A 23,228-nucleotide genomic window follows, 5' to 3' on the forward strand; every position below is an offset into this window, starting at 1 on the left:
ACCCTCATGTCGCGCAGCAAACTCCTCGTCATCACGGTGGCCGTCGCCGGCGTCATCGTCGCAGCAGTCGCCATCGCCCGCAGCGGTGCGGATCAGGCATCCGCGCCCGGCGCGGCCGGCGTCGCGCCAGCCTCCGAAGCCGCCGGTCGATACGGCGGCGTCGCGCTGAAGAACGGCAAGCTGTCCGTCGAGATCGTGATGACGGAGAAGCCCGGCGACGCGCGCCTCGTCGTCTATCCGTTCGTCGACGGCAAGCCGGCCGGCGACGGCGTGTCCATAACCGGTGCGCTGGTCCGGCACGATGGTTCGCGCGAAGCCGTGCGGTTCGACCCATCGGGCCAAAAATTCACGTCCGCGCAGCCGATTTGGAAGCCGCACGTGTTCGACGCGACGATCGACGTGAAGTGGCCCGGCGGCACAGCCGCGTTCCCGATCTCGCGGGCGGACGGCGCGCTCGCGCTGAGCGACGCGCAGATCGCGGCGTCGCGGATCGGTCTCGCGAAGGCCGGGCCCGCGCAGATCGCGACGCCGTTCCAGCTGCCGGGCGAGATCAAGTTCAACGAGGACCGCACCGCGCACGTGGTGCCGCGCGTGGCCGGCATCGTCGAGCAGGTGTCGGTGTCGCTGGGGCAGAACGTCGCGAAGGGGCAGGTGCTCGCCGTGATCGCGAGCACCGATCTCGCCGACCGGCGCAGCGAGCTGCTGACGGCCGAGCGCCGCCTGTCCGCGGCCCGCATCACTTACGAACGGGAAAAGACGCTGTGGAAGGAGCGCATCTCGGCCGAACAGGATTACCAGCAGGCGCAGGTGCAGTTGCGTGAAGCCGAGATCGCCGTGCAGAACGCGCGGCAGAAGCTCGCCGCGCTGAACGCGCCGATCGGCGCGGGCGCGCTGAACCGCTACGAACTGCGTGCGCCGTTCGCGGGCACGATCGTCGAGAAGCATGCGACGCCCGGCGAAGCGATCGCCGCCGATGCGAGCATGTTCGTGATCTCAGACCTGTCGACCGTGTGGGCCGAAATGGCCGTGCCGGCACAGCGGCTCAACGACGTGCGCGTCGGCCGCGACGCGACCGTGATCGCGACCGCGTTCGAATCGCGTTCGAGCGGCCCGATCGCATACGTCGGCTCGCTGCTCGGCGAACAGACGCGCACCGCGCCGGCGCGCGTCGTGTTGCCGAACCCTGACGGCGTGTGGCGGCCCGGGATGTTCGTGAACGTGTCGGTCGACGCGGGCAAGCAGGGCGTGCCGCTGGCGGTGGCGAGCGACGCGCTGCAGGACGTCGACGGCGCACCTTCCGTGTTTGTGCGCTCGCCCAAGGGATTCGTCGCGCAGGCTGTCGAGATCGGCCGTCGCGACGAGCAGTCCGCCGAAGTGCTGAAGGGGCTCAAGCCGGGCCAGGAATATGCGGCGTCGAACAGCTTCGTGCTGAAGGCCGAACTCGGCAAGGGGAGCGCCGAACATGAGTAAGCGGCCGTTTTCGGTTTCAAAGGATCATTGCCATGTTTGAACGCCTGATCCGCTTTGCGATTGCGCACCGCTGGCTCGTGATGCTGGCGGTCGCGGCCGTGGCCGCGCTGGGTGTGTTCAGCTACCAGAAGCTGCCGATCGACGCGGTGCCCGACATCACGAACGTGCAGGTCCAGATCAACACGTCCGCGCCCGGTTATTCGCCGCTCGAGGCAGAGCAGCGCATCACCTACCCGATCGAGACCGTGATGGCCGGGCTGCCGGGCCTCGAGCAGACGCGCTCGATCTCGCGCTACGGGCTGTCGCAGGTCACCGTGATCTTCAAGGACGGCACCGACATCTATTTCGCGCGGCAGCTCGTCAACGAGCGCATCCAGGAAGCGAAGGACAAGCTGCCGGCCGGCATCGCGCCCGCGATGGGGCCGACGTCGACGGGCCTCGGCGAGATCTACCTGTGGACCGTCGAGGCCGACGCCGCCGCGCGCAAGCCCGACGGCACGCGCTATACGGCGGCCGACCTGCGCGAGCTGCAGGACTGGGTCGTACGGCCGCAACTGCGCAACGTGCGCGGCGTGACCGAGGTCAACTCGATCGGCGGCTACGTGAAGGAATACCGTGTCGCGCCGAACCCGGCGAAGCTGATGTCGTACGGGCTGACGCTCGCCGACGTCGTGCGCGCGCTGGAGCGCAACAACGACAACGTCGGCGCCGGCTACATCGAAAAGCGCGGCGAGCAGTATCTCGTGCGCGTGCCGGGCCAGGCGCGCACCGTCGACGACATCGCGAACATCGTGCTGACCAACGTCGGCGGCGTGCCGGTGCGAATGAAGGACGTCGGCGTGGTCGACATCGGCCGCGAGTTGCGCACCGGTGCCGCGACGTCGAACGGCGAGGAAGTCGTGCTCGGCACGGTCTTCATGCTGATGGGCGAGAACAGCCGGACGGTGTCGAATGCCGTCGCGGCGAAGATGGCGGACGTGAACCGCACGCTGCCGGCCGGCGTGAAGGCGATTCCGGTGTACGACCGCACGGTGCTCGTCGAGAAGGCCGTCTCGACGGTGAAGAAGAACCTGCTCGAAGGCGCGATCCTCGTGATCGCCGTGCTGTTCCTGTTCCTCGGCAACATCCGCGCGGCGCTGATCACCGCGCTGGTGATCCCGCTATCGATGCTGATGACCTTCACCGGCATGGTCAACGCGAAGGTGAGCGCGAACCTGATGAGCCTCGGCGCGCTCGACTTCGGGATCATCGTCGACGGCGCGGTGGTGATCGTCGAGAACTGCGTGCGGCGGCTCGCGCATGCGCAGGCGGCGGCCGGCCGGCCGCTCACGCGCGACGAGCGCTTTGCGGAAGTGTTCGGCGCATCGCAGGAAGCGCGCCGCGCGCTGATCTTCGGGCAACTGATCATCATGGTCGTGTACCTGCCGATCTTTGCGCTGACCGGCGTCGAAGGCAAGATGTTCCACCCGATGGCGATCACCGTCGTGATGGCGCTCGCGGCCGCGATGGTGCTGACCGTCACGTTCATTCCCGCAGCCGTCGCGCTGTTCATCGGCGAGCGTGTCGAGGAGAAGGAGAACCGTTTGATGGGCTGGGCGCGGCGCGCATACGAACCGGTTCTCGCCGCGTTCATGGTGCGTCCGGCGCGGGTCATGCTGGGCGCGGCGGCGATCGTCGCGCTCACGCTCGGGCTCGCCACGCGGCTCGGCAGCGAGTTCATCCCGAGCCTCAACGAGGGCGATCTGGCCGTCTCCGCACTGCGGATTCCCGGCACGAGCCTGTCGCAGTCGGTCGAGATGCAGAAGTCGATCGAGAAGACGCTGAAGGCGCGCTTTCCCGAGATCGAGCGCGTGTTCGCGCGCACCGGCACGGCCGAGATCGCGGCCGACCCGATGCCGCCGAACCTGTCCGACGGCTACATCATGCTGAAGCCCGCCGACCGGTGGCCCGACCCGAAGAAGCCGCGCGACCAGCTCGTGCGCGAGATCGAGGAGGCGCTCGCCGAGCTGCCGGGCAACGCGTACGAGTTCTCTCAGCCGATCCAGCTGCGCTTCAACGAGCTGATCTCGGGCGTGCGCAGCGACGTCGCGGTGAAGATCTTCGGCGACGACATGGCGGTGCTGAACCAGACCGGCGAACAGATCGCGGCCGCGTTGCAGAAGGTGCCGGGCGCGTCGGAGGTAAAGGTCGAGCAGACGACCGGGCTGCCGGTGCTGACGGTCAACCTCGACCGCGACAAGCTCGCGCGCTACGGCGTGAGCGTTGCCGACCTGCAGGACTCGGTGGCGGCGGCCGTCGGCGGGCAGAAGGCCGGTACGCTGTTCCAGGGCGACCGCCGTTTCGACATCGTCGTGCGGCTGCCCGACGAACTGCGCTCGGACATCGAGGCGATCAAGCGGCTGCCGATCGCGTTGCCCGCACCGGCCGCCGGCGCCGGCGCGCCGCTCGCGGCGGCACCGTACGTGCCGTTGGCCGAACTCGCGACGATCGACGTCGCGCCGGGCCCGAACCAGATCAGCCGCGAGGACGGCAAGCGGCGGGTGGTCGTCAGCGCGAACGTGCGCGGCCGCGACGTCGGCTCGTTCGTCGCCGATGCGCGCGAGCGGTTGCAGCAGGACGTGCGCGTGCCGGCCGGCTACTGGGTGTCGTGGGGCGGCCAGTTCGAGCAGTTGCAAAGCGCGAGCGAGCGCCTGAAGCTCGTCGTGCCGCTCGCGCTGTTCATGGTGTTCGTGCTGCTGTTCGTGATGTTCAACAACGTGAAGGACGGGCTGCTCGTGTTCACCGGCATTCCGTTCGCGCTGAGCGGCGGCGTCGTGTCGCTGTGGCTGCGCGGGATTCCGCTGTCGATCACGGCGGCGGTCGGCTTCATCGCGCTGTCGGGCGTCGCCGTGCTCAACGGTCTCGTGATGATCTCGTTCATCCGCAACCTGCGCGACGAAGGGATGCCGCTCGATGCTGCCGTGCGCGACGGTGCACTCACGCGGCTGCGGCCCGTGTTGATGACCGCGCTGGTCGCGTCGCTCGGCTTCCTGCCGATGGCGTTCGCGACCGGCACCGGCGCCGAGGTGCAGCGCCCGCTCGCGACGGTCGTGATCGGCGGTATCCTGTCGTCCACGGCGCTGACGCTGCTGGTGCTGCCCGTGCTGTATCGCGTCAGCCATGCGATGTCGTGGCGAACGGCGTTCAGGGCCGGGCTCGGCGCCGGTGCGCCGATTCGGATGCTGAGACGGATCGGTCTCTTCAAGGGTAATGCGTGATGCGAATTCTGATTGTCGAAGATGAACCGAAGACGGGCGCGTATCTGCGCAAGGGCCTCACCGAGGCCGGCTACGTCGTCGACTGGGTCGAGGACGGCATCACGGGCCAGCATCAGGCCGAGACCGAGGAGTACGACCTGCTCGTGCTCGACGTGATGCTGCCGGGGCAGGATGGCTGGACACTGCTGCAGAACCTGCGGCGCAGCAAGTCGACGCCCGTGCTGTTCCTCACGGCGCGCGACGATGTCGGCGATCGCGTGAAGGGGCTCGAGCTCGGCGCCGACGACTATCTCGCGAAGCCGTTCGACTTCGTCGAGCTGACCGCGCGCATCAAGTCGATCCTGCGGCGCGGCCAGCCGCGCGACTCGAACACGCTGCGCGTGGCCGACCTCGAACTCGACCTGACGCGCCGCAAGGCGACCCGGCAGGGCGACACGATCCTGCTGACCGCGAAGGAATTCGCATTGCTGTGGCTGCTGATGCGCCGCGAAGGCGAGATCCTGCCGCGCGCGACGATCGCGTCGCAGGTATGGGACATGAACTTCAACAGCGACACGAACGTCGTCGATTCGGCGATCCGGCGGCTGCGCTCGAAGATCGACGACGCGTACGAACCGAAGCTGATCCACACGGTGCGCGGGATGGGCTACGTGCTCGAAACGCGCGGCGGCGCGGCCGCATGATCGCGCGCCTGCTGCCGCGCACGCTGCGTGGACGCCTGACCGCGCTGATCATCCTGTCGACGTCGGTGATCCTCGCGTCGAGCGGTGTCGCGCTCTACGAAGCGCTGAGCAATCGCGTCGAGACGACGGCCGCGGAGCAGTTGAGCGGGATCGTCGCCGCATTGCGCACGCATCTAGCCGAGGCGCGCACGACGGCCGACGTCGCGCGCAATACCGACATCTGGATCGACCAGTTGCATGGTCATCCGAACATGGAGCTGGCCATCTACGACGCCGCCGGCACTCGCCTCGTCGGCACCGACGGATTCAGCGCCTATGCGCCGCTGCTGTCGCTGGACGCGCGCAACATGCCCGCGGCCTTCGTCGCGCCGCGCTCGACCCTGAGCTATCTCGTCGCGACCGCGCCGCTTGCCGGCGCAGCCGCACCCGCGCCCGTCGTGCGCGTCGTGGTTCAGTACGACCGGCGCGCGGACATCCAGCAACTGCGCACGCATGCTTATACGATCGTCGTGATCGAGGTGTTCGGCGTGGTGCTCGCGGCCGCGATCGCGTACGGCATCGCGGCGCTGGGCTTGAGCCCGCTGCGGCGCTTCGCGGCGCGGGCCGAGCAGATGTCGACGAGCCGGCTGGCCCATCCGCTGCCGGAACTCGATACGTCGGGCGAGCTGAAGGAGCTCGAGCATGCATTCAACGGGATGCTCGAGCGGCTGAACGAATCGTTCACGCGGCTGAGCCAGTTCTCGTCGAATCTCGCGCACGACATGCGCACGCCGCTCACGAACCTTCAGGCGGCCGCGCAGGTCGTGCTGTCGCAGCCGCGCAGCGCGGACGAATACCGGAACGTGATCGAGTCGAGCATCGACGAATACCAGCGGCTGTCGCGGATGATCGAGGACATGCTGTTTCTCGCGCGCTCGGAACAGGCCGGCACGTCGATCGACGTGCGCCGCCTCGACGCCGCCGTGGAGGCGGAACGCGTCGCGGGCTATTACGAACCGCTCGCCGAGGACGCCGGCGTGTCGGTCAAGGTGGACGGCCACGCGTGGGTCGACGCGGACCTGACGCTGTACCAGCGCGCGCTGAGCAACTTGCTGTCGAATGCGCTGACCTATGCGCCGCGCGGCAGCGTGATCGCGATCGACTGCATGGGCGCGGACGGCGCGACGACGATCGCCGTGTCGGATACGGGGCCGGGCATTGCCGCGGAGCATGTCGGGCGGATCTTCGAGCGCTTCTATCGTGTTGATCCGTCGCGGCACAACTCCGCATCGGGCACGGGGCTCGGCCTCGCGATCGTCCGGTCGATCATGGACAATCACGGCGGCGAATGCGGCGTCGACAGCGATCCCGGCCGGCGCACGACGTTCTGGCTGCGCTTTCCGCACCGGGTGGTCGTGGCGAAGCTGCCTCGCGCGTGACGTCGCGCTCGCGCACCGGCGCGTGCGCCGTGCGGGTGCCCGATGCGGGGAGGGCGCGGTGTCAGCGCCCGGCGAGATTGTCATGGCGGTCGGCCTGCGGCGACGCGTCGCCCGCATGCACCGAAATCCCGTGAAGCTCCTTGTTGCGCGTGACGATGCCGGTGGTCGCAGGATACTGCGTCTTGCTCGTCGGCACGACGCCGTCGTGCTGCGCCTGCTTCAGTTCGTTGACGACCTGCGCGCGGGTCTTGCCCTGCGCATGCGCGGCCTGGGCCGCGATGCCGAGCGACAGCGTGGCGGTGACGAACAGTGCTGCCATCCTTGCTGCTTTCATTGCGTTCTCCTTGAACGTGGCCGCCGGTTGGCGAGCCGTGAAGCCAGTATGCGCAGCCGGCCGTGCGCTTCCATGATCGGAAAATGAGAATTGCGTCAGATTCGGGCGCGTGGCCGACATGACGCAATCGTCATGCCCGCGTCATCGATGCGATGCGCGCCGGGACGAAGATGAAGTGGGCCACGGATCGCTGCCCGGCGGTAGCCGTGGCATCCATGCCGTTCGCGCTTGCGCTCCGGAAAGCGGACGGTCCTGCTTCCACTTCAATTCCGACCCGCAAAGTGAATCACATCGATCGTCGTCTTTCCGTCATCGCAGTCCTGATCATTCCGTTGCTCGCCGGATGCGTTTCCTCGGGTGTCGGCGATAGGAAGGCGGTTGCCGGGTATCCGGCGCCCGGCGAACAGGTCGACTATGCGGGACACCGCTGCGGCAATCCCAATCTGCACGTCAAGACGCATCCGTGCGTATTTCCGCAACCCCGCGCGGCGCAATGATCGCCGCTGTCGCGGCCATGCATGAAAAAAAGCCCGGACACATCGCGCGTCCGGGCTGAATGCGTGGCCGTGCCTTGCGGCAGCGCCATGCGTCGCGTGGTTCAGGGACGGATATCACCCGCACCACTGCCGATCCTAACCACGGGACGCTGCGCGAACCTGATTCGTAGATGACATTTTTTTCATGTGCGTGTGGCTTCACCGGCTCGCCGGCATCGGGCGGGCGCCGCGTGACGGAAACGTCATGTGGCGATCACGCGTGCGCACCGCTTGCGAATCATAGTGAAGGCTCCTTTCACGATTTCCTGCAAGGAGCGAACAACATGAAACGCCTGCGACTCACGATCGCCATTGCCGCCGCGTCGCTTTCGATCGCGGCATTTGCCGAAGGCGCGGCCGCACAATCGAAGACTCGACAGGAAGTTCTCCGGGAGCTCCTGCAGGCTCGGCACGACGGCGTGATCCCGAGCACGAAGCAAGACTACCCGCCGAGTCCCGCGCTCATCGAGCGCAATAAGGAGATTCACCGCGCGACCGTCCATGGCGGCGAACAGGCGCCGATGTTCGATGCGCACGACGAGCGCTTTGCGGTTCGCTGATTTCGGAGATCGCCATGCGCAGTTTCGCAAGATGGATCGTGGTCGCAGCATGCCTGTCGTCATCTGCCGCGATGACCGACGGCTGGCCGGAACGTGTGCTGTCCCACGAGGCGCGCAAGCGCGCGGAGCAATCGAAGTTGACTACGCGTGACGAGGTCGTCGCGCCCGGTAGCGGATCTCGCATCGTCGACACGTATCCGGCGGGCGCGACGACGTGGTAGCCATCCATCCGCTTGTCGTGCACAAACGTGAAGATTGTTGCGCGTTCAGAATATGCGCTTCGAATTGGTTATTCACACCCCGTTTCTTTTGATTCAAGCGCTGCGAATTCCCACTACACTATTTGAAACCTCACCCAACCTGCGGTTGAAAGATCGGCAACATCAGGATTCTTGAACAAGAAATGCGTTGGCGGGTTGACTCGACAGGGGCGGCCATCGCGCTTTGTCGAAAGAAGGAAACTTGAAAGAACATCGCTCTCGAATTCGACAGAACAGGAAAGAGCATGGCGAGACCGGGGACAGAAATCCGCAACGCGGGCAGATCGCCCGATCCAGGCGCGACGGCATGTGCCGTCACCGCCGTTTGGCGGGCCGACGACGTCGCGCGATTTCCGCGCATCGCGCAATGAATTCGATACGGAACGGGGCAGGTTTCGGCCCGGCGGCGCGCGCATGCGACACGACCGCACGTGAAGCGCCGGCGCTGATCGGCGTGTCGTCCGCATTTCGCCAATTGGTCGGGATGATCGACCGTGTCGCGCCGACCGAGCACACGCTGCTCATCGTCGGGCCGACCGGTTCCGGCAAGGAACTGGTCGCGCGGCGTGTACACGCAAACGGGCCGCGTCGCGACCTGCCGTTTATCGACGTGAATTGCGGCGCCATCCCGCACGACCTGATCGAAGCGGAGTTTTTCGGTCATGTGCGAGGCGCCTTCACGGGCGCCGTCGAACACCATCATGGCCTGTTCGAGCAAGTGGGGGCGGGCACGCTCTTTCTTGACGAGATCGGCGAGCTTCCGCTTGCGCTGCAGCCGAAATTGCTGCGCGTGCTTGAAACGCGCACGTTCAGGCCGATCGGGGCATCGGCAAGCGTGCGCTTCGAAGGACGCGTCGTCGCGGCGACGCATCGCAACCTGCAGGAAGAAGCGCGCGCCGGCCGGTTCCGCGAAGACCTGTTCTACCGGCTCGCGGCATGCATTCTCAACGTGCCGGGGCTCGCGCAACGAAACGAGGACATCCCGCTCCTCGTCGCTCATTTTGCTGCCCAGCAGGCGCGCGCAATCGCGTTCACGCCGGCGGCCCTCAAGCGTTTGTGCGAACAGCCGTGGCCAGGCAATGTCCGCCAGTTGCACAACCTCGTCAGTCAGGTGAGCGTATTCGCCCCGCAGGCTCGGGTCGACGCAGGCGCCCTCGAGCCATTTCTGGCAACGGAGGCGTGTGATGACGCCGCGCGTGTCCATCTCGCGGATCGTCTGCTGGCGCTCGACGGCGACAACAAGCTGGCCGTAGCCGAAAGCCTGCTGATCGATCGCGCGCTGGAGAGGACTTCGTACAACAAGAGCGCGGCGGCCGCGTTGCTCGGCGTCGGCCGCAAGGTGGTCGAGCGCCGGCTCAAGGCGCGCGAATCGCAACACGGGGAAGCGACGCGGTGCCTGGAGCGCGCGGAAGCGCTGGTCTGCGCCGCGCAGTTGCGCGATGCGGTTCCGTTGCTGCACCGGTGTCTCGACCTGTTGCAAAAAGGCAGCCAGACCGAAGACAGCCGCCAGTTGCAGTTCGGCGCGTATCGCCTGCTCGCCGTCGGCTTGCGCGGCATCCACGGCTGGCTGTTTCCCGATGCGATGGCTTGTTACACGGCGGCGTTATCGATTGGCGACGGCGTGTGCAACCCGTGCGAACTCGCCGTGGTGCAATTCGGCATCTGGACGACGCAGCTGGTGACACTGCAGCTCGACAAGGCGCGCGCGACGGCACAGGAACTGCTCCAGCGGGCGCATGCGATGGGCAATCGACCCATGCTCGACGAGGCCAACGTGGCGCTCGCCATGACGTTGTTCTGGCTCGGCGACAGCGACGAGGCGCTGGCATCGCTGTCCCGCGGCGGCTTGCGCGGCATCGGCCGCACCGACCGCCGGCCCGGGCTCCAGGGCGTCGATGTCGCGGGACTCGCGTTGACGTTCGAGGGGCTCGCGGCCTACCAGACCGGGGCCGTCGACGATGCACGCCGCGCGCTGGACGTATTGATCGCGCGAACGGAGGACGAGCATCCGCATTCGCCCGGTCATGTCGTCGATCTGCAAGGCGCCGCATGGCTCGCGATGCGCTTCGACGACGTCGATCGGCTCGGGAATCTGATGAGCGCGCTCGATGCGGCGCCGTCGGCCGGTGGTCCGCCTTGTTGCGGTGGCGCGGGACGGATATTCAGCGCCTGCTATCTGAGCGCGATCGGAAAGCACGGCGAAGCCGAGGCGCTGTTGATCGACGGCTATGACAACGACATCGCGAAGCAGGGCGGTGCGCTCTTCTACTCGATCAAGACCTGGAAGCATGGAGAGATCCTGTTGAGCACGGGGCGTGCGCGGCAATGCGAAGCGCTCGTTTCCGAAGCGATCGACGAAGCGATCCGCAGGCATGAGCGCGCCTATCTCGGCGAGTTGCTGATCATCAAGGCACGTGCGCAATGGATGCTCGGCGACACGTGCGCGGCCGAGCAAGGGCTGCGCATCGCGATCTCGACGGCGCTGGCCCTCGGCTCGGTACCCGCGCGACTTGCCGCGGCGACCTATCTCGCGGAGCTGCTGCGACAGACCGGGCGGACGGCGCCAGCCGTCGAAACGCCCGAGCGGGTGCTGCACGTGTCTGCGGCCGCGTGCCCGGGCACTGGCCTGATTCAGCCATCCGGGCTGCTGCCGGGGCTGCGTTACGGCGATTTCCTGAACGCGTCGCACGACGGAATGGGCCGCTGACCTGGTCGTCATGCTTCGCGCCTGTCGTCAGTGCCGGTGCGCCCAGGCCAGGCGCGCTACCTTCGCGCCGCTCCGTTTTCCGCCTCGCTCACGGCGCTCATTCAAGCATTCCTTCCTTTAGCCCGGGGGCGCCGCCGTCGCGTCATCCGTCACGCGGATTCAACCCGCCGCGCATGGACGAATGCGTCCATCGCACGGCGTGCGACCGGACGAATTCGTCCGTCGATCGACGAGCCGCCGCGGGTCTTGCGCGCGCGCACGGCACGCACGGGGCCTGGCACATGCGTTGCTTTATCTGATGCTCGCGGAGGCTCCGCGAATCAGGACGACCCTCTTTTTAGCGAGAACGATATGAACAGGGAAACCGGGCACGTCATTCCGCCCTACGGTGTAGCGATCCACCAGGCTATATCGGAAGGGGATCTGACAAAAATGAAGGCATTGCTGAGCCAGGCCGAAGAGGTCCTGAAGCAGCACGGCGACCTTGCCGCAGCGGTCGGCAAGCTCAAGCAGGAAATCGTGAAGCGCGAACGGGCCTGACCGGTCGTCGACGCGCGTTGCCGTTTCATTCACCACCCAGGAGGATCAGATGTCCGAGAAGACACTTGCAGGGCTGTTCCCGGTCGCCTACGTCATCGGCACGGAGATGCCCGGCGCGCCGACGCTCAGGCTCGCGCTGCTCGTCGACACCCCCGAGCGCAGTTTGGTCGGCACCGCGACCGTCACGCAGGCGGTGAACCCGCCCGTCGACTTTCATGCCGACGTGTGGGGCGACTTCACCTACATGGCACTGATGCCGCCCGTCAATACGCGCATTCTGGTGACGCTGCAGGGCAATGACGGCGGGCCGACCTCGAATTCCGTCGTGACGTTCAAGCTGCAACTCGTGCTCGAAAACGACTGGCAGCGAGGCGTGGCCTCCTACAGCTACTTCGACAACGGCAGCTGGCACGACATCGAGAACGTACCGGCAAGGATCGATCGGGAATTCGTGACGCTCGAGCCGGGTCCAGTGACCCCGAGCCTGTATGGCAGATCGCAGACCTTGTACGGGGTGAGCATTCACCAGGCGACGGCCTCCGGTGACCTCGCACACATGAAGACGGTTGCCGCTGCGGCGAATCATCAGCTGCAGAGCCGCGACGAAATCACGGCGGCGCTGGCTGCGCTGAAAGCGGAAATCGCCCGCCTGGAAGCCGGACATTGAGCCCGGCCGGGCTTTCCCGATCACCATTCGCTACAGGAGCTACCGTCATGTCCGCCGCACTTTTTCCCGTGAATTTCCGCGTCGCAACGCCGGTGATAGGCGCACCGGTCCTCACGCTGGCGCTGGTCGTCAACCCGCCGGCCAAGAAAGTCAGCGGCGTCGCCCGCATCAGCCAGACGACCTGGCCGACGCTCGAATTTCGTGCGCAGGTGTGGGGCCAATTCAACCCGATGGTGCTGGTGCCCGGCGCCAGGACGCAACTGGTCCTCAGCCTGCAGGGCAGCCCATCGGGGCCGACCAGCCGTCTGGCCGAAACGTTCCAGCTCCAGGGCATCGTGGACGCGGACTGGAAGTCGGGTGTCGCCAGCTACCGGTTCTTCGACGGGGAACGCTGGCGCGAAGTCGAACACGCGATCATGACCGCCGTCGGCACGCTGCAGCCGCTCGAGTCCGACAAGCAGCCCGTCGTGCCGTTGTATGGCGTCGGCCTGCAGCAGGCGCGGGAATCGGGTGACCTCAGCCGCATGAAGGCGCTTGCCCGCGAGGCGGAACAACAGCTCGCCGATGCCGGACGCCTCGAGGAAGCGCTGGCCGGCCTGATTGCCGAGATCGCGCGGCTGGAAGCGCGGCACTGAGCGATTGCGGCGAGCGGGAAGCGTGCCGCCGCCGCGGCGCGCGTCCCGGACACCCGGCAGGAAAGCCGCGGGCAGCCCGATCGCCCGAGCGGTCCACGCGAGTGAAACGACAATCGAAGGACTTCGGCATGGACGAGACCCAAGTGCGCCCGGTTCGTTTCCTGGGCGATGAGGATTACCAACGTTTCATCCCGGTTCATGTCGTATGGGAAATCACGCTGGCCTGCGATCTGAAGTGCCTGCATTGCGGATCCCGTGCGGGCCGCCGGCGTCCCAACGAGCTCTCGACGAGCGAGTGCCTCGACGTGATCGAGTCGCTGGCCAGGCTCGGCACGCGCGAGGTGTCGCTGATCGGCGGCGAGGCCTACCTGCGCAAGGACTGGACGCAGCTCATCAAGGCGATCCGCTCGCACGGGATGTACTGCGCGATCCAGACGGGCGGCCGCAATCTGACGCCGGCACGGCTTGCCCAAGCCGTCGAAGCGGGCCTGAACGGCCTGGGCGTGTCGCTGGACGGCCTGGCGCCGCTGCACGACAAGGTCCGCAACGTCCCGGGGTCGTTCGACCGGGCTGTGGATACGCTCAAGCGCGCCCGCGCGCACGGTCTAGCCATCAGCGTGAATACACAGATCGGCGCAGCGACGATGCGCGATCTTCCGGCGCTGATGGACACGATCATCGAGATCGGAGTCACGCATTGGCAGATTCAGCTGACGGTCGCGATGGGCAACGCGGTCGATCACGACGAATTGCTGCTGCAGCCGTACCAGCTCGAGGAGCTGATGCCGCTGCTCGCCGATCTCTACAAGCGAGGGCTCGATCGCGGCCTGTTGATGACCGTCGGCAACAACATCGGCTACTACGGCCCTTACGAGCATCTGTGGCGCGGGTTCGGGGACGAGCGGGTGCACTGGACCGGGTGCGCGGCCGGGCAGACCGTGATTGCGCTCGAAGCGGACGGAACCGTGAAGGGCTGCCCGTCGCTCGCGACGGTCGGCTTTGCGGGCGGCAATATCCGCGAGCTGTCGCTGGAACAGATATGGCGGACGAGCGAGGCGATACATTTCGGCAGGCTGCGGTCCGTGGACGACCTGTGGGGATTCTGCCGCACGTGTTATTACGCCGACGTGTGCCGCGGCGGCTGCACGTGGACCTCGCATTCGTTGCTCGGCAAGCCGGGCAACAACCCTTACTGCCACTACCGTGTGCTCGAGCTGAAAAAGCGGGGGCTGCGCGAACGTATCGAAAAGATCGAGGCTGCGGCGCCTGCGTCATTCGCGGTGGGGCGATTCGATCTCGTCACCGAGCGCATCTCGGACGGCACGCCCGTGTCGAGCATTTCCCGGTCGGGGCAGGTCGTCGAGCTCGCGTGGAAACACGCGGGCAAGCGTGCGCCGGATATCGGGAGAATCCCGCCCAGACTCGGTCTGTGCCGCGCCTGCAACGGTTACGTCCATCAGCACGAGCGCCAGTGTCCGCACTGCGGCGCAGATATCGAGGGCGCCGCGCGTGCTTATGAGCAGGATGCGCAACGCCGCCGCGCGCTTATCGAGGAAGTCGAGCGGCTGCTGAATTGACCGGGCGCGGCGGTGCGCACACGTGCCCGGGACGACGGCCGTGCGGACGATATACGCTGCCGGGCCGGACGCTTCCGTATGGACGACGGCATGAAAAAAGCCCGGACACATCGCGCGTCCGGGCTGAATGCGTGGTCGCGTCTCGCGGCAACGCCATGTGCATGTGGTTTCACCTGCGCGCCGGCACCGGGCGAGCGCCGCGTGACGGAACCGTCATGTCGAGATCACGAACGCGCACCGCTTGCGGATCATCGTGAAGGCTCCCTTCATCGATTTCCTGCAACTAGCAAACAACATGAAACGCCTGCGACTCATGATCGCCATTGGCGCCGCGTCGCTTTCGATCGCGGCATTTTCCGAAGGCGCGGCCGCGCAATCGAAGACTCGGCAAGAGGTCCTCCGGGAACTCCTGCAGGCGCGGAACGATGGCGTGATCCCGGGCACGAAGCACGACTACCCGGCGAGTCCCGCGCTCATCGAGCGCAATCGGGAGATTCACCGCGCGACCGTCCATGGCGGCGAACAGGCGCCGATGTTCGATGCGCACGACGACCGCTTTACGGTTCGCTGATTTCGCAGAACGCCATGCGAAGTTTCGCAAGATGGTTCGTGGTCGCGGCATGCCTGTCGCCGTCTGCCGCGATGGCCGACGGCTGGCCGGAACGTGTGCTGTCCCACGAGACGCGCGGGACCGCGGAGCAATTGCGGTTGACCGCGCGTGACGAGGTCGTCGCATCCGGCAACGGCGTCCGCATCGTCGATACGAATCCGGCGGGCGCCACGACGTGGTAGCCCGCCGCTTGCAGGCGCGATGCAGTCAAAGCTGTGCGAGCGCCTGGTCGAGATCGGCGAGCAGGTCGTCGATGTGTTCGATGCCGATCGACAGCCGCACCGTTTCTTCCTTCACGCCGGCCTTCGCGAGCTCGGCCGGCGACAGTTGCCGGTGCGTCGTCGATGCCGGGTGCGTTGCGAGCGATTTCGTGTCGCCGATGTTGACGAGCCGCGTGAACAGCTTCAGCGCGTCCTGGAACTTCGCCCCGCCGTCGCGGCCGCCCTTCACGCCGAACGTCAGAATCCCCGGCGCGCGGCCCGACAGGTAGCGCGCGACGAGCGGATGGTCGGGGTGGTCGGGCAGGCCCGCATAGTTCACCCATTCGACCTGCGCGTGGCGCGCGAGATGCTGCGCGATCTTCAGCGCGTTGTCGCTGATCCGCTCGACGCGCAGCGCCAGCGTCTCGATGCCCTGCAGGATCTGGAATGCATTGAACGGCGAGATGGCCGCGCCCATGTTGCGAAGCGGCACCACGCGCGCGCGGCCGATATAGGCGGCCGGGCCGAACGCTTCCGTGTAGACGACGCCGTGATAGCTGACGTCGGGTTCGTTCAGCCGCTTGAAGCGGTCCGCATGCTCGGCCCACGGGAACTTGCCCGAATCGACGATCGCGCCGCCCAGGCTCGTGCCGTGCCCGCCGAGATACTTCGTCAGCGAATGCACGACGATGTCCGCGCCGTGCTCGAACGGGCGCAGCAGATACGGCGACGGCACCGTGTTGTCGACGATCAGCGGGATGCCGTGGCGATGCGCGACTTCCGCGAGCGCGGCGATGTCGGTGACGTTGCCGAGCGGATTGCCGACCGATTCCGCGAAGATCGCCTTCGTGCGCGCGTCGATCAGCGGCTCGAACGACGCGGGGTCGCGCGGATCGGCAAAGCGCGTCGTGATCCCGTATTGCGGCAGCGTATGCGCGAACAGGTTGTAGGTGCCGCCGTACAGCGAACTCGCGGACACGATGTTGTCGCCGGCCTCGGCGATCGTCTGGATCGCGTACGTGACGGCCGATTGTCCCGATGCGAGCGCGAGCGCGCCGATGCCGCCCTCGAGCGCGGCGATACGCTGCTCGAGCACGTCCGTCGTCGGGTTCATGATCCGCGTGTAGATGTTGCCCTGCACCTTCAGGTCGAACAGGTCGGCGCCGTGCTGCGTGTCGTCGAATGCGTACGCAACGGTCTGGTAGATCGGCACGGCGACCGCGCGCGTGGTCGGGTCGGGACGATAACCGCCGTGCACGGCGATGGTTTCGAGGCGCCAGTTCGAAGAGGCCTGATCGGTCATGGGTGCTCCGTCTGTTGTTGTGGTGGTCGAGCGATTATAGAAGCGGCGGTCTGCAAGGTTTAGAACGATTGGTTCGTTGCTTATTGACGCGGGCGGCATAGAATGCCTTTTTCCAGTGACGAAGGGGCCGCAATGGATCAGGATCATTGGAACCAGGTGGATGCGTATTTCTCCGCGACGCTCGTGCCGTCCGACGCCACGCTCGACGCCGCGCTGGCGGCAAGCGACGCGGCCGGGCTGCCCGCGATCAACGTCGCGCCGAACCAGGGCAAGCTGCTGCAACTGCTCGCGACGATCCGCGGCGCGCGGCGGATCCTCGAGGTCGGCACGCTCGGCGGCTACAGCACGATCTGGCTCGCGCGCGCATTGCCGCCGGGCGGCACGCTCGTGACGCTCGAACTGAACCCCGAGCATGCGAAGGTCGCGACGCGGAACATCGCGCGTGCCGGGTTCGCGGAGGTCGTGACGGTGGTGGTCGGCAGCGCGAAGGACAGCCTCGCGCGGCTCGTCGACGCAGGCGAGGCGCCGTTCGATTTCATCTTCATCGACGCCGACAAGGACAACAACCCGGTCTATCTCGACGCGGCGCTGAAGCTGTCGCGGCCCGGCACGGTGATCGTCGTCGACAACGTCGTGCGGCGAGGCAGGGTGGCGGACCCGGATAATCAGGATCCCGATGTGGTCGGCGTGCGCGACGGGTTCCGGTTCATCGCGGCGGAACCGCGCCTCACGACGACGGCCGTGCAGACGGTCGGACAGAAGGGCTGGGACGGGTTCTCGATCTCGATCGTGAGGGAGTGACGCGGGGCGGCGCTGATGCCGGCCGCCGCCAGAAAAAACGGCGTGACGCCGATTCGCGTCACGCCGTCCATCCGTCACCCGCGTTCGATCACGTCGCGCAGGAACGCGTCGAGCATCGCCACGTCGCCCCACGGCCGCTTGTATTCGCGATCGTGTTCGGCATCGGCGAGCATCGTCTCGACGAGCGCGTGGATCGCCGGCCGGCGCGGCCCGTACTCGCCTTCGCCTGCCCGCATCTTCAGTTCCAGCAGCGCATCGAGTTCCGCCAGCACCGCCGGCTCATGCACCGTCCCGGCGACGAGCTTTGCGAACTGCATCGGCGGCATCCCGAGCCCCGCGTCGATCCAGCGCACCGCGAGCAGCGGCCGCAGCACGTACAAATACTTCTTGTAGCGCACCGTGTCACCTTGCAGATAGCCGCGAAAGTTCTTCTTCGCCATCGCGAGGTAGTGATGACGCCCGCGCACCGGCGAGAAGAACGCCGAAGCCAGCGCCCTGAGCCGCGACGCGAGAAGCGCATCCTCGCGATACACGACGGGCGAGTCGAGCCATTCGAGCAGCGTCGGGTTCGAGCGGCGCAGCAGCTGGAGCGCCTTGCGCAGTTCCCAGCCGCTGACGTCGAGCTCGTCGTCGAGCGGCCGCTCGATCACGTCGCGTTGCGCTTCGACGCTCAGGTACCAGTCGCGCCGGTGCGCATAGACGAAGCGCACGTCGTAGTCGCTGTCCGGCGACGCGAACCCCCAGCCGCGGCTGCCCGATTCGCACGCGAACAGCACGCTCACGTCGTGGCGGCGCTCGACTTCCGCGAGCTCCGCCATCACGCGTGCCCGCACGGCCGGGTCGACCGGATGCGCGCCGTGCACGGTTTTCATTTCTTCTTCTCGTTTCATCTTGTTCTCTCGTATTGCGCGCGGCCCGCCGGCCTTCGGCCGCGCGCCGCACTAACCCCGCACTAACCCTTCACGCACACCACCTGGCGCAGCGTATGCACCACTTCGACGAGGCTGCGCTGGGCCGCCATCACCGCGTCGATGTCCTTGTAGGCCATCGGAATTTCGTCGACGACGCCCGCGTCCTTCCGGCATTCGACGCCCCGGGTTGCCTTCACCTGGTCGTCGACCGTGAAGCGGCGCTTCGCTTCGGTGCGGCTCATCGTCCGGCCCGCGCCGTGGCTGCACGAGCAGAAGCTCTCCGGGTTGCCGAGCCCGCGCACGATGAAGCTCTTCGCACCCATCGAGCCCGGAATGATCCCGAGCTGCCCCTTCTGCGCGGACACCGCACCCTTGCGCGTCACGAGCACGTCTTCGCCGAAATGGCGTTCGCGCTGCACGTAGTTGTGGTGGCAGTTCACCGCGTGTTCGTCGACCGAGAACGGCTTCGCGATCACGCCGCGCGCCGCGCCGATCACCGCATCCATCATCGCCTGCCGGTTGCGCCGCGCGTAGTCCTGCGCCCAGCCGACCGCTTCGACGTAGTCGTCGAAGTGGCGGCTGCCCTCGGTGAAATACGCGAGGTTGCGATCCGGCAGGTTCGCGATGTGCTGCCGCATGTCGGCCTGCGCGAGTTCGATGAACAGGCTGCCGATCGCATTGCCGACGCCGCGCGAGCCGCTGTGCAGCATGAACCACACGTGGTCCGCTTCGTCGACGCACACTTCGATGAAGTGGTTGCCGGTGCCGAGCGTGCCGAGATGCGCGTAATGGTTCGTCTTTTCCAGCTTCGGATACTTGTCGACGATCCGCTGGAACCCGGGCAGCAGTTCCTTCCACATCTCGTCGACCCGTTGCGGCGCGCGATTGCCCCACGCGCCCGGATCGCGGCGGCCCGGCGCGCGGCCGTGCGGCACCGCGCGTTCGATCGCACTGCGCAGGCCCGCAAGCGAATCCGGCAGGTCGGCTGCCGTCAGCGTCGTGCGCGCGGCCATCATCCCGCAGCCGATGTCGACGCCGACCGCGGCCGGAATGATCGCGCCCTTCGTCGGGATCACGCTGCCGATCGTCGAGCCCTTGCCGAGGTGGACGTCCGGCATCACCGCGACGTGGCTGAAGATGAACGGCATCTGCGCGGTGTTGCGCAGTTGCGCGCGCGCTTCGTCCTCGACGGCGACGCCTTGCGTCCACATCTTCACCGGCTTGCCGTTCGCCAGTTCCATCACCTGGTAATCCATTGCACTCATTTGCTTCACCTGCTCAGTTACGTATCGCGCGGCGCCCGTGCGCCGCGCCGCCGCGTTCATTACGCGGCCTTGATGCTGACGAGTCCGTTCAGCACCTGGTCGAGACCGCCGAACACGGAGATGCGGTCGATCCGTTCCGCGACGCGCTCGAGCGTTTCCAGCTCCTTGAGCCGCAGCGCGGTCGGGTTTTCTTCCATCACCTTCGCGGTGTTCAGCAGCGAACGCGTGGCCGCCGTTTCCTCGCGGCGGCGAATCACGTTCGCCTGCGCGGACTTTTCCGCTTCGACCACCTGCGCGAGGATCGTCTTCATGTCGCCCGGCAGCACGATATCCTTCACGCCGACGCTGCGCACGTCGACCCCCGAATCGGCGAGCCGCGGGCGCACCTGCGTGATCACGACGTCGTCGATCGACTGCTTGTCTTCCAGCAGTTCGTCGAGCGAGCGCGTGCCGACGGCCGTGCGCAGCGCGAACTGCAGCTCGCGATACAGGTGCTCGACCGGCTTTTGCAGCTGGCCGAACGCGTGCAGCACGTCCGCATAGCACCACGTCGCCGACAGGTTCAAGCGCAGCGCGACCTTGTCGCGCGTCAGGATTTCCTGTCCGCCGACTTCGAGCGCCTGCACGCGCAGGTCGACGAGTTCGACCGCGATGTCGCGGTTGAAGCGCCAGAACGCCGAGACGCCCGCGTCCAGCAGCCGCTCGATCTTGCCGTCGATCTTCAGCACGCCGACGTGGTACGCCGGCACCTGCGCCAGCAGTACGCCCGCCAGGCCCGCCACGCCGCGCGCCCGCAGCGCCGGCTGCGTCAGGCGCTTCGCCAGTTCGGCCGGCAGTGTCCCGCCCTGCGCGAGATCGACGCGCTCGAGACGGTGCGCGGTCAGGCCGCGCCAGTACAGCCGGCGCGTGCCCGGCGCCAGGATCTCGACGAGCACGTCGTCTTCGTAGCGCAGGCCGGCTTCGTCGTCGGCGAGATCCATCGCGACGAAGTGGCGGGCGAGCACGTCCGGTGCGTCGTGACGCAGGTAATCGGCCAGCGCCGCGTCGGCGAGCGGCGCGTCGAGACGCGCGGTCTGCACCGACAGGCGCTTGAACGGATCGAAGGCCTTGAACACGCCCGGTTCGAGCACCTTCACGAAATCGCCCTCGTTCATCAGCAGCGCGCGTTCGTTCTTTTTCACTACATGTCGCATCCACATATTCTTGTCCTTTTCTTCAAGGTCCGCCGGCGGACGCGCATCGCACGGATCGGGGTGCGGCGCGAGCGGGCGGGCGGGGCTTCGGGCGCCGCACTGGCGCGCGCGGCGACGCATCCTGCTTCGCGTCGTCGTGCGCCTTCGCGCGGGCCGTGCGGCCGTCCGGCCGATCGCGCGGAACCGCAACCGGCCCGACGCGCGGCGGGCCTTGCGGCCCGCACCGGCGGGTACTGCTTTCATTACAAGGCTGTCCTTGCGGACAGCGTTCGAGCGGGATTCGAACCCGCTACACACCGGCTTGCGCCGGCTGCTCTACCCGAATGAGCTACCGAACGGAGGGCGCCCCGGGATTCGAACCCGGGCTTACGAAGTTCCAGCGCGCCCGTTTGCCTTCGTCTGCCCATGGCGGCATGCGCGACCGCGACGAACCAGGTTCGGCGGCGGCGCACCAGCAGGGCTTTGTGAACCCTGGCTCGCGGGCCAGCGGGACATCCGGCCCGAAATACATAGCGAGGAGCGTGCCAGCGCGCGTGGCGGTGGCCGAAAAAATTTGCAATGCGTTGAATGGAAACGGGAATTTTTTATTTGACGTGGAAGCGACCGCGTTCTCCGTGGACAGCAATATCCAGAAATTCTGATACGATCCGATCGTGTCTTATAAATCTGGATAAACATGCGCAAGACCGTCGCGATCGGTTTTCTCGGTACCGTGCTCGATCAGGGCGGCGGCTCGCAGCGTCGCTGGCGCAACTGGCGGCCGACGATTTCGCTGTGCGAGCAGCGCGACATGCCGGTCGACCGGCTCGAACTGCTGCACGCGCCGAACTACGCGCGTCTCGCGAACCGCGTGCAGGAGGATCTCGCGCAAATGTCGCCGCACACCGACGTGCGGCTCGTTCCGATGGAGATTCGCGATCCGTGGGATTTCGAGGAGGTCTACGCGACGCTGCACGATTTCGCGCGCGCCTACCCGTTCGATCTCGACCGCGAGGACTACCTGATCCACATCACCACCGGCACGCACGTCGCGCAGATCTGCTGGTTCCTGCTGGCGGAGGCGCGCTACCTGCCGGCGCGTCTCGCCCAGACGGCACCGCCGCAGAAGACGGACGAGGGGTTGAGCGGGCCCGGCACGATGTCGGTGATCGATCTCGACCTGTCGCGCTACAACCGGATCGCACAGCGCTTCACGCGCGAGCGCGACGAGACGGTGTCGTTCCTGAAGGCCGGCATCGCGACGCGCAACGCGCGCTTCAATGCGCTGATCGAGCAACTGGAGCGCGTGGCCGTGCGTTCGCGCGCGCCGATGCTGCTGGTCGGGCCGACGGGCGCCGGCAAGTCGTTTCTCGCGAAGCGCGTGTACGAGCTGAAGCGCGGCCGCCATCGGCTCGCGGGGCCGTTCATCGAGATCAACTGCGCGACGCTGCGCGGCGACGCGGCGATGTCGACGCTGTTCGGCCACGTGAAGGGCGCGTTCACGGGCGCGCAGTCGGCGCGGGCCGGGCTGCTGCGCGCGGCGGACGGCGGCCTGCTGTTTCTCGACGAGATCGGCGAACTCGGGCTCGACGAACAGGCGATGCTGCTGAAGGCGATCGAGGAGAAGCGTTTCCTGCCGGTCGGCGCGGACGTCGAGGCGACCAGCGATTTCGAGCTGATCGCGGGCACGCACCGCGACCTGCGGCAGATGGTGGCGGCCGGCACGTTCCGCGAGGATCTCTATGCGCGGATCAACCTGTGGACGTACGAACTGCCGGGGCTGGCCGAGCGCCGCGAGGACATCGAGCCGAACCTCGAATTCGAACTCGACCGTTTCGGCCGCGAGCAGGGCGAGCAGGTGCGTTTCAACGTCGAGGCGAAGCGGCGCTATCTCGCGTTCGCCGCGTCGCCGCGTGCGGCGTGGGCCGGCAACTTCCGCGAGCTGTCCGCGTCGGTCACGCGGATGGCGACGCTCGCGGATGCAGGGCGCATCACCGAGACGATCGTCGAGCAGGAGGTCGAACGGCTCGCGCGCACGTGGTCGGCGGCGGATGACGCAGGCGATCTCGTCGGCACGGTGCTCGGCGAGCGCGCAGCGGCGCTCGACCTGTTCGACCGTGCGCAGCTCGAACGCGTGCTCGACGTGTGCCGCACGTCGGCAAGCCTGTCGGAAGCCGGACGCACGCTGTTCGCGGTGTCGCGGCAGAGCAAGAAGCAGCCGAACGATGCGGACAGGCTGCGCAAGTATCTCGCGCGGTTCGGGCTGGATTGGGAGGGGGTGCGGGGCGCGCTCGACGGGGTGCGTTCCGTCGACCGGTAAAC

The 23,228-nt window shown here is 66.9% G+C and carries 22 protein-coding genes and 1 tRNA gene; 17 read left to right on the forward strand and 6 right to left on the reverse strand.

Annotated features, from left to right (window positions below; genetic code table 11):
- Positions 1 to 6 precede the first annotated feature (6 nt).
- Genes WT26_RS23030 through WT26_RS23045 form a run of 4 tightly spaced genes read left to right on the forward strand, consistent with a single transcriptional unit; the run spans position 7 to position 6,828 of the window.
- Entirely contained in the window at positions 7 to 1,470 is a 1,464-nt protein-coding gene (locus WT26_RS23030) for an efflux RND transporter periplasmic adaptor subunit (RefSeq protein WP_069274032.1), read from the forward strand.
- 32 nt (positions 1,471 to 1,502) lie between these two features.
- Complete coding sequence (locus WT26_RS23035; RefSeq protein WP_069274033.1) at positions 1,503 to 4,727, forward strand: efflux RND transporter permease subunit; 3,225 nt, start codon at positions 1,503 to 1,505, stop codon at positions 4,725 to 4,727.
- Positions 4,727 to 5,410, forward strand: coding sequence for a heavy metal response regulator transcription factor IrlR (gene irlR, locus WT26_RS23040; protein WP_034205392.1), 684 nt, complete (start codon positions 4,727 to 4,729; stop codon positions 5,408 to 5,410). Before WT26_RS23035 ends, irlR begins: the two co-directional genes overlap by 1 nt.
- On the forward strand, positions 5,407 to 6,828 hold the full coding sequence (locus WT26_RS23045; protein ID WP_069274034.1) for a heavy metal sensor histidine kinase: 1,422 nt from the start codon (positions 5,407 to 5,409) through the stop codon (positions 6,826 to 6,828). Before irlR ends, WT26_RS23045 begins: the two co-directional genes overlap by 4 nt.
- A 61-nt stretch (positions 6,829 to 6,889) precedes the next feature.
- Here WT26_RS23045 and WT26_RS23050 read toward each other — a convergent pair whose 3' ends face one another.
- Positions 6,890 to 7,162, reverse strand: a complete 273-nt coding sequence (locus WT26_RS23050) for a DUF4148 domain-containing protein (protein WP_069274035.1) — start codon at positions 7,160 to 7,162, stop codon at positions 6,890 to 6,892.
- Between the two features lie 281 nt (positions 7,163 to 7,443).
- Here WT26_RS23050 and WT26_RS38530 point away from each other — a divergent pair, with 281 nt between their 5' ends.
- The 10 genes from WT26_RS38530 (at position 7,444) to WT26_RS23100 (ending at position 15,436) form a co-directional block, all read left to right on the forward strand.
- Positions 7,444 to 7,659, forward strand: a complete 216-nt coding sequence (locus WT26_RS38530; protein WP_231130511.1) for a hypothetical protein — start codon at positions 7,444 to 7,446, stop codon at positions 7,657 to 7,659.
- A 230-nt stretch (positions 7,660 to 7,889) separates the two neighbouring features.
- Positions 7,890 to 8,258: a DUF4148 domain-containing protein gene (locus WT26_RS23060; protein WP_415872275.1), complete on the forward strand. Its 369-nt coding sequence runs from the start codon at positions 7,890 to 7,892 to the stop codon at positions 8,256 to 8,258.
- Between the two features lie 14 nt (positions 8,259 to 8,272).
- Positions 8,273 to 8,479 (forward strand): hypothetical protein, encoded by a 207-nt coding sequence (locus tag WT26_RS23065; protein ID WP_059946194.1) that lies wholly within the window; start codon positions 8,273 to 8,275, stop codon positions 8,477 to 8,479.
- A 406-nt stretch (positions 8,480 to 8,885) separates the two neighbouring features.
- Positions 8,886 to 11,225, forward strand: coding sequence for a sigma-54-dependent transcriptional regulator (locus WT26_RS23070; protein WP_059805046.1), 2,340 nt, complete (start codon positions 8,886 to 8,888; stop codon positions 11,223 to 11,225).
- Positions 11,226 to 11,576: 351 nt separating this feature from the next.
- Positions 11,577 to 11,765, forward strand: coding sequence for a DUF1843 domain-containing protein (locus WT26_RS23075; RefSeq protein ID WP_059749228.1), 189 nt, complete (start codon positions 11,577 to 11,579; stop codon positions 11,763 to 11,765).
- Positions 11,766 to 11,814: 49 nt separating this feature from the next.
- Complete coding sequence (locus WT26_RS23080) at positions 11,815 to 12,432, forward strand: DUF1842 domain-containing protein (protein ID WP_059958767.1); 618 nt, start codon at positions 11,815 to 11,817, stop codon at positions 12,430 to 12,432.
- A gap of 47 nt (positions 12,433 to 12,479) precedes the next feature.
- Positions 12,480 to 13,067: a DUF1842 domain-containing protein gene (locus tag WT26_RS23085; RefSeq protein WP_069270941.1), complete on the forward strand. Its 588-nt coding sequence runs from the start codon at positions 12,480 to 12,482 to the stop codon at positions 13,065 to 13,067.
- Between the two features lie 128 nt (positions 13,068 to 13,195).
- Positions 13,196 to 14,644 carry a GDL motif peptide-associated radical SAM/SPASM maturase gene (locus WT26_RS23090; RefSeq protein ID WP_059805037.1) on the forward strand — a complete coding sequence of 483 codons (1,449 nt, stop codon included), beginning with the start codon at positions 13,196 to 13,198 and terminating at the stop codon, positions 14,642 to 14,644.
- A 241-nt stretch (positions 14,645 to 14,885) separates the two neighbouring features.
- Complete coding sequence (locus tag WT26_RS23095) at positions 14,886 to 15,215, forward strand: DUF4148 domain-containing protein (protein WP_415868043.1); 330 nt, start codon at positions 14,886 to 14,888, stop codon at positions 15,213 to 15,215.
- A 14-nt stretch (positions 15,216 to 15,229) separates the two neighbouring features.
- A complete protein-coding gene (locus WT26_RS23100) occupies positions 15,230 to 15,436 on the forward strand; it encodes a hypothetical protein (protein ID WP_060227693.1) in 207 nt (68 codons plus the stop codon).
- Positions 15,437 to 15,461: 25 nt separating this feature from the next.
- Here the strand turns inward: WT26_RS23100 and WT26_RS23105 are convergent, their stop codons facing one another.
- Positions 15,462 to 16,757: an O-acetylhomoserine aminocarboxypropyltransferase/cysteine synthase family protein gene (locus tag WT26_RS23105; protein ID WP_069274036.1), complete on the reverse strand. Its 1,296-nt coding sequence runs from the start codon at positions 16,755 to 16,757 to the stop codon at positions 15,462 to 15,464.
- A 132-nt stretch (positions 16,758 to 16,889) separates the two neighbouring features.
- Between WT26_RS23105 and WT26_RS23110 the strand changes: the two genes are divergently transcribed.
- On the forward strand, positions 16,890 to 17,558 hold the full coding sequence (locus WT26_RS23110) for an O-methyltransferase (RefSeq protein WP_069274037.1): 669 nt from the start codon (positions 16,890 to 16,892) through the stop codon (positions 17,556 to 17,558).
- Between the two features lie 74 nt (positions 17,559 to 17,632).
- Here WT26_RS23110 and WT26_RS23115 read toward each other — a convergent pair whose 3' ends face one another.
- The 4 genes from WT26_RS23115 to WT26_RS23130 all read right to left on the reverse strand — a co-directional run bounded on the left by WT26_RS23115 (position 17,633) and on the right by WT26_RS23130 (position 21,265).
- Positions 17,633 to 18,448: a nucleotidyltransferase domain-containing protein gene (locus tag WT26_RS23115; protein ID WP_069274038.1), complete on the reverse strand. Its 816-nt coding sequence runs from the start codon at positions 18,446 to 18,448 to the stop codon at positions 17,633 to 17,635.
- A gap of 62 nt (positions 18,449 to 18,510) precedes the next feature.
- On the reverse strand, positions 18,511 to 19,734 hold the full coding sequence (locus WT26_RS23120; protein ID WP_069275115.1) for an RtcB family protein: 1,224 nt from the start codon (positions 19,732 to 19,734) through the stop codon (positions 18,511 to 18,513).
- A 59-nt stretch (positions 19,735 to 19,793) separates the two neighbouring features.
- Positions 19,794 to 20,933 carry a slipin family protein gene (locus WT26_RS23125; RefSeq protein ID WP_069275116.1) on the reverse strand — a complete coding sequence of 380 codons (1,140 nt, stop codon included), beginning with the start codon at positions 20,931 to 20,933 and terminating at the stop codon, positions 19,794 to 19,796.
- 259 nt (positions 20,934 to 21,192) lie between these two features.
- Positions 21,193 to 21,265, reverse strand: a tRNA-Cys gene (locus WT26_RS23130).
- Between WT26_RS23130 and WT26_RS23135 the strand changes: the two genes are divergently transcribed.
- Positions 21,251 to 21,568 carry a hypothetical protein gene (locus WT26_RS23135; RefSeq protein ID WP_155774690.1) on the forward strand — a complete coding sequence of 106 codons (318 nt, stop codon included), beginning with the start codon at positions 21,251 to 21,253 and terminating at the stop codon, positions 21,566 to 21,568. The genes WT26_RS23130 and WT26_RS23135 overlap by 15 nt on opposite strands.
- Positions 21,569 to 21,603: 35 nt before the next feature.
- Complete coding sequence (gene rtcR, locus WT26_RS23140; RefSeq protein ID WP_069274040.1) at positions 21,604 to 23,226, forward strand: RNA repair transcriptional activator RtcR; 1,623 nt, start codon at positions 21,604 to 21,606, stop codon at positions 23,224 to 23,226.
- Positions 23,227 to 23,228: the final 2 nt, after the last annotated feature.

It is taken from the genome of Burkholderia cepacia (genome assembly GCF_001718835.1).
Classification (GTDB): domain Bacteria; phylum Pseudomonadota; class Gammaproteobacteria; order Burkholderiales; family Burkholderiaceae; genus Burkholderia; species Burkholderia cepacia_F.

What these genes read in the sequence shown, in the direction of transcription:
- WT26_RS23100 (WP_060227693.1), top strand. Translation starts at nt 15,230, where the DNA reads ATGCGAAGTTTCGCAAGATGGTTCGTGGTCGCGGCATGCCTGTCGCCG.
- WT26_RS23135 (WP_155774690.1), top strand. Translation starts at nt 21,251, where the DNA reads ATGAGCTACCGAACGGAGGGCGCCCCGGGATTCGAACCCGGGCTTACG.
- WT26_RS23070 (WP_059805046.1), top strand. Translation starts at nt 8,886, where the DNA reads ATGAATTCGATACGGAACGGGGCAGGTTTCGGCCCGGCGGCGCGCGCA.
- WT26_RS23050 (WP_069274035.1), bottom strand. Translation starts at nt 7,162, where the DNA reads ATGAAAGCAGCAAGGATGGCAGCACTGTTCGTCACCGCCACGCTGTCG.
- WT26_RS23120 (WP_069275115.1), bottom strand. Translation starts at nt 19,734, where the DNA reads ATGAGTGCAATGGATTACCAGGTGATGGAACTGGCGAACGGCAAGCCG.
- WT26_RS23045 (WP_069274034.1), top strand. Translation starts at nt 5,407, where the DNA reads ATGATCGCGCGCCTGCTGCCGCGCACGCTGCGTGGACGCCTGACCGCG.
- WT26_RS23075 (WP_059749228.1), top strand. Translation starts at nt 11,577, where the DNA reads ATGAACAGGGAAACCGGGCACGTCATTCCGCCCTACGGTGTAGCGATC.
- WT26_RS23030 (WP_069274032.1), top strand. Translation starts at nt 7, where the DNA reads ATGTCGCGCAGCAAACTCCTCGTCATCACGGTGGCCGTCGCCGGCGTC.
- WT26_RS23105 (WP_069274036.1), bottom strand. Translation starts at nt 16,757, where the DNA reads ATGACCGATCAGGCCTCTTCGAACTGGCGCCTCGAAACCATCGCCGTG.
- WT26_RS23115 (WP_069274038.1), bottom strand. Translation starts at nt 18,448, where the DNA reads ATGAAACGAGAAGAAGAAATGAAAACCGTGCACGGCGCGCATCCGGTC.
- irlR (WP_034205392.1), top strand. Translation starts at nt 4,727, where the DNA reads ATGCGAATTCTGATTGTCGAAGATGAACCGAAGACGGGCGCGTATCTG.
- WT26_RS23110 (WP_069274037.1), top strand. Translation starts at nt 16,890, where the DNA reads ATGGATCAGGATCATTGGAACCAGGTGGATGCGTATTTCTCCGCGACG.
- rtcR (WP_069274040.1), top strand. Translation starts at nt 21,604, where the DNA reads ATGCGCAAGACCGTCGCGATCGGTTTTCTCGGTACCGTGCTCGATCAG.
- WT26_RS23080 (WP_059958767.1), top strand. Translation starts at nt 11,815, where the DNA reads ATGTCCGAGAAGACACTTGCAGGGCTGTTCCCGGTCGCCTACGTCATC.
- WT26_RS23125 (WP_069275116.1), bottom strand. Translation starts at nt 20,933, where the DNA reads ATGTGGATGCGACATGTAGTGAAAAAGAACGAACGCGCGCTGCTGATG.
- WT26_RS23035 (WP_069274033.1), top strand. Translation starts at nt 1,503, where the DNA reads ATGTTTGAACGCCTGATCCGCTTTGCGATTGCGCACCGCTGGCTCGTG.
- WT26_RS23085 (WP_069270941.1), top strand. Translation starts at nt 12,480, where the DNA reads ATGTCCGCCGCACTTTTTCCCGTGAATTTCCGCGTCGCAACGCCGGTG.
- WT26_RS23065 (WP_059946194.1), top strand. Translation starts at nt 8,273, where the DNA reads ATGCGCAGTTTCGCAAGATGGATCGTGGTCGCAGCATGCCTGTCGTCA.
- WT26_RS23090 (WP_059805037.1), top strand. Translation starts at nt 13,196, where the DNA reads ATGGACGAGACCCAAGTGCGCCCGGTTCGTTTCCTGGGCGATGAGGAT.